This is a genomic window from Cnuella takakiae (genome assembly GCF_001953305.1).
GTDB lineage: Bacteria > Bacteroidota > Bacteroidia > Chitinophagales > Chitinophagaceae > Flavisolibacter > Flavisolibacter takakiae.
Map to the genome: position 1 here is coordinate 5,235,303 of NZ_MTFE01000010.1, position 5,213 is coordinate 5,240,515.

A 5,213-nucleotide genomic window follows, 5' to 3' on the forward strand; every position below is an offset into this window, starting at 1 on the left:
TGTCATCAACTTCGACGACCTTTCACGCACCAACCGGTGCAATCCACTGAACCCAGAAACCATGCACGACATCACCGATGCTGCCGAATCAGCCCGAGCTATACTTCTTGGCCTCAACCGGGAGTGGATCAACAAGCAGGGCGACTTCTTTGTAGAATCGCCCATCAACTTCCTGACAGCGGTAATCTGGTTTTTACGCAGGCATGAAGACGGTAGGTATTGCACCTTGCCACACGTAATAGAGCTGATGCAGTTACCCTACGAACAACTCTTTCCTGTACTCAATAGCGAGCCGGAAATTGAAGTGCTGATCAACCCGTTTATTTCGGCTTACCAGCATGATGCCATGGAACAACTGGAAGGCCAGGTAGCTTCCGCAAAAATTGGCATGGCAAGGCTTGCTTCGCCCCAACTGTATTGGGTGCTTTCCGGGGATGATTTCACCCTGGACATTAACAATCCTAAAGCACCCAAAATTGTATGCATGGGCAACAACCCGGAGAAGCAGCAAATCTATGGGGCAGTGCTCTCCCTGTACCTTTCAAGAATGGTACGGCAGGTAAACAAAAGAGGTGGACACAAATGCAGCCTTGTGTTTGACGAATTTCCTACCCTGTTTTTGAACCATATCGATTCGCTTATTGCAACGGCTCGCAGCAACAAGGTTGCCACTACCCTCTGCATGCAGGACTTCAGCCAGCTTAAAAAAGACTATGGCCGCAATGGGGCAGAAGTAATCATGAATATTACGGGCAATATCATCAGCGGGCAGGTAATGGGTGATACAGCTAAACAACTATCTGAACGCTTTGGCAAGATCATGCAGGAACGGGAAAGCCTGTCCATCAACCGCACCGACACTTCCATCAGCCGCTCCAGGCAACTGGAGTACGCCATACCGCTATCCAAAATATCAGCCCTTTCATCGGGCTCTTTTGTGGGTATGGTAGCCGACAACCCGGATTGCAGCATGGAGCTAAAGATGTTTCATAACAAACTGCGGGCACCGGCACAAGCAGGCGTGCTCCAAAAAGACAAATGGCAGGACCGGCAATTTGGCAATGCGGATACCGAAAGTATAACCGAAACTTTTCACCGGATCAAAAAAGAGATCAAAGAATTGGTTTGCCTCTAAAGAATTGAAAGCTGTAATCCAACAGCCGTTTCACTGAACAAATTTATATTGATCCAATACATCTGCATCATGAAAATCTACGGCATATAATCAGGGTAGCAACTACTAAGACACTATAGGGTAAAACAACAGCTGGCTCAAATTTCCATCTCCAGCAAAGCATAACTCAAGGTTTTGCCATGTGGATCCATGCTGAATGAAGTAGTGACACCGCCAGCAAGTGCCTGTTCACATACAAAAAGCAGGGAAGCAATATTGGGAAGCTCGTAACGCGTGATCTCACCCAACACTATTTCATTCAGGTGCGCTTTCACCCTTTCTGTTGTGGCAACTTGGCACAAACGTTCATAATCTTTTTCATCATATGGAATGAGTGATAAGGTGAGGGTATTGCCCTTATCGCCTGCACGGCTATGTGCTATGTCGTATAGTTTTTGCTTCATGCTTCTTTTATGATTGTTGTACAATTGACTTTAGTACGGTCGATGAGTATGGAAAGAACCCCCACAACGTCGGTTATATATTTACGCACCCCGCCGCCACCGGCAGGCCCATTTGTGTACAGTGCTTCAACCTCTTCACCAATGAGCGCGGCGCCATCAGCTGATAATGATTTACCGGCAACCCTGAGCCGTATTTCATATGGCTGGCAGCTTTGGCCAAGCGAAGCCGGGTGCACGGAGCTGCAACCGATAAAATCAATCCGCAGGTCCTGAAACAGGCCTTGTAGCCGCTGCTGAAGGATTGCTCCTGCAAGTTTTACCCTTCCAAGCGCCTGCTGCCCTGCATAAGAGATCTCGCCCTCACCTATAAAGCCAGCTTTATAACCTACACTCACTTTCAATGTTGCAGGCTTTTGTTTGCCGCTTCCACCTTCTACTGCAACGCTGTTCGCTGCTACCTGCTGCAAGGTGATGGTGGTAAAATCGGCCACTACATCGGGGGTGATGTATTCGTATGGATTTGTTACCTCATACAACAACTGCTCCTTAGCGGTGGCCAAGTTTATTACTCCACCGGTACCTTCCACTTTGCTGATAACGGCACGGCCATCCCTGTACACATCAACAAAAGGATGACCCAGGTTTGCCATCCCGTCAACAGGCTTCTTCAGCGGATCCGCAAAGTAACCACCGGTAATTTGTCCGGCACATTCCATCAGGTGACCAACCACCGTTGCTTTCCCGATGATATCTGCATCTTCTAAAGACCAGCCAAATTCATGCACCAGCGGCGCCACTACAAGTGAAGGATCAGCTACCCGCCCGGTAATGATGATGTCGGCACCCGATTGCAGTGCAGGCAGGATGGCATCAGCTCCCAGGTAAGCATTGGCGGAAATGATGAGCCCGGATTGTGACAATGGCTTAACGGTTTCCATGGCCTTTTCAAACCCGGTAATCGTGGCTAACACATCATCGCCGGTTACTACGGCCACTTTGATAGACAAGTGCAGGCGTTGTGCTATTTCAACCACCTTATCTGCGGCAGCAAGGGGATTGGCTGCCCCCATATTGGTGAGCACTCTAACGCTATGCTTTTTGAGCAGGGGCAACAGGAGCTCCATACGCCGCTCCAGCAGCGGATCATAGCCTTTTGTTGGATCCGCAGCCATCCGCTTTTGTGCCAGGGCAATGGTGCGTTCTGCCAGGCATTCCAGCACCAGGTAATCGAGTTTGCCTCCTTCCACCAAAATGGCAGCAGGTTCCAGCCTGTCGCCGCTAAACCCTGCTCCACATCCGATGCGTACAACTTGTTTCATGCTGCTAGCTTATAAATGAATGGCACCCGTTAGTAGGGCAATAAGGGTCATGATAAGGGTGGTACCAAATGCCCATTTAAAAGTAAACTTCTGGTGATCGGAGAACTCCACTTCTGAAAGACCCACCAACACATAAGTGGATGCAGTAAGCGGGCTCAGAGGAAACCCAACGGTCATTTGCCCCAACACGGCTGCCCTGCCCACTTCTATAGCGTTACGGTCAAAATGTATCATGGCATTTTTCAACACCGGCAGTACTCCGAAATAATAGGCATCAGGGGTAAATGCAAGGCTCAAAGGCATGCTGGTAATTCCGGTTAGCGTGGGCAGCAGCCCTGCATGCTGCTCCGGAATAAGAGAAACAAGTGTGCCCGCCATTGCATCGATCATCCTTGTTCCGGTAAGGATACCGGAAAAAACACCGGCTGCAAAAATCATGATGGAAACAAAGAACACACTGCCTGCATGATCGGCCATACGCTGTTTTTGTTCCGCTTGTGCAGGATAGTTGATCAGCAGGGCCAAGGAAAAACCGATGATTAAAAGTGCAGGTGGCGGAAACAGGGCCATTACAAGTGCAGTTATCAGGAGAATGGTGAGGGTTGCATTGAACCAAAACAATTTTGGCCTTCGGATGGCCTTTTGTTTTTCGGAGAGCGCTTCCAGGTGGCTGTACGCCAGTGGCACAATACCAATACGCTTGCGCTCTTTGCGCCCCAGGTACCAGGCCACGAACAGCACCCACAACATCCCCCCAACCATAGATGGCAGAATAGGCACCAAAAGCTGTCCGGCATCTGCCTGCATGACGTTCATGGCCCTAGCCATAGTGCCCGACCAGGGCACCAGGTGCATCACACCAGCACTTAAAGCCACAATGCAGGGCAGCAGGAGCCTGTTCATACCCAGCTTTTTATAGATGGGCAGCAGGGCTGAAATGGTGATCATAAAGGTGGCCGTACCATCGCCGTCGAGATGCACCAGCATGGTGAGTAAGGCGGTTCCGATAGTGATCTTCAGCGGGTCGCCCTTGACAAGCCGGACGATACCAGTAACCACCGGATCAAACAGGCCAGTATCGATCATCAAGGCAAAATATAGAACGGCAAAAATGAGCAGGATGCCCGTTGGGGCTACCTGCCGGATACCTGCAAGAATCATTTCCCCCAATTCAGCAGGGGAAAATCCGCCAGCAAGGGCAAAAAAGAGGGGCACCAAAATAAGCGACAACAAAACGGAAAGCCGTTTTGATATTACCAGGAGTAGAAATACCGCAATCGTTAAGAAGCCAAGCAATGCCAGCATAGGTCAATCTGTTATTTTAACACAGTTATCCTTAGCACATGAGTTAAAGATAAGGTCTATAAAAATGCGGGCTGTCATTAGTCTGCTATGGAGCATAAAGGAATACAAAATGTAATGACTATTATAGCAACAATTATTGCTTTCTCCTTCCTGTGTCTTCCAAATAGAAAAGCGCTCGTCAGGGGAATAAGTGTCAACACCGCCAAATAGGGGAGTACTAACACTAAAAAGCAAAATTGCATTACTAAAAAAATAAGCTATTGACTTATGTGGCTTGTTAGCAAAACAGCATATACAAGTGCTATCACCAGGGTAAGGTATAGCCAATGGGTCGTTTCGTTTCTATTAGAATTGTCGAAATAATCAAAACAGGGTATAAGAGCAAAAAAAGTATAGTCGTGTCACCGGTGCCGTAAGCAAAATTTGTCATGGTAACAGGAAAGAGGGTTAAAACACCTACCAAGGAAATGATAAGTGCCCAAGTACGAAATGGTCAGGGCATACTTTCAGTTGACTGTGATGTAATCTTAGGGTTGCTAGTAACGGTAAACAGATTTCTAAAGTAAAGGCATTCTGTGTTTCTACAGCTTCATTTCCGTTCTGTTGCTCAATAAAGATATTTAGTTTAACTGTTGTACGCCAGCCTTGATTTTAGGAATCTAATGTTTGCAGCTTTTCGAATTTCTAACATAAACAAACCATCTAATCCAACAACCTCTTTTTTTATCTCATCGCCATGTAAATGACTATCAGTTGTCACTATTTTCAAAGCAAGCCTAAATGCCGTCGCAGCACACCCTTTACTTTTTCACGGTTAAGCTTCGATACGGGTACCCTAGTTTTATCTTTCAACAAAAGCAAACCACCATCTTCTTTCAACCAGCTTCTTACAAAAGCGATATTTACAAGGTGTGATTGGTGGGTACGTAGAAAACCTCGAGGACCCAACAGCATTTCGTACTCTTTAAGCGTTTGAGAAACCAGCACCTTTTCACCGGAACTCAAAAAAAA

General features: G+C 47.5%; 5 protein-coding genes. 1 reads left to right on the forward strand and 4 read right to left on the reverse strand.

Annotated elements, in window-relative coordinates:
* Nucleotides 1-1,135: type IV secretory system conjugative DNA transfer family protein (locus BUE76_RS22380; protein WP_254049540.1), on the forward strand; the 1,135-nt coding region annotated here is incomplete at its 5' end.
* Nucleotides 1,136-1,272: 137 nt separating this feature from the next.
* On the opposite strand, the gene BUE76_RS22385 is transcribed toward BUE76_RS22380, so the two are convergent.
* The 4 genes from BUE76_RS22385 to BUE76_RS24890 form a co-directional block, all read right to left on the reverse strand.
* Complete coding sequence (locus BUE76_RS22385; protein ID WP_073041778.1) at nt 1,273-1,578, reverse strand: AtuA-related protein; 306 nt, start codon at nt 1,576-1,578, stop codon at nt 1,273-1,275.
* Nucleotides 1,575-2,897 (reverse strand): acyclic terpene utilization AtuA family protein, encoded by a 1,323-nt coding sequence (locus BUE76_RS22390; RefSeq protein WP_073041776.1) that lies wholly within the window; start codon nt 2,895-2,897, stop codon nt 1,575-1,577. The genes BUE76_RS22385 and BUE76_RS22390 overlap by 4 nt, the downstream gene beginning before the upstream one ends.
* A gap of 9 nt (nt 2,898-2,906) precedes the next feature.
* Complete coding sequence (locus BUE76_RS22395; RefSeq protein WP_073041774.1) at nt 2,907-4,202, reverse strand: CitMHS family transporter; 1,296 nt, start codon at nt 4,200-4,202, stop codon at nt 2,907-2,909.
* A 765-nt stretch (nt 4,203-4,967) separates the two neighbouring features.
* On the reverse strand, nt 4,968-5,213 hold a 246-nt coding region (locus BUE76_RS24890; RefSeq protein ID WP_216820711.1), incomplete at its 5' end, for a LytR/AlgR family response regulator transcription factor.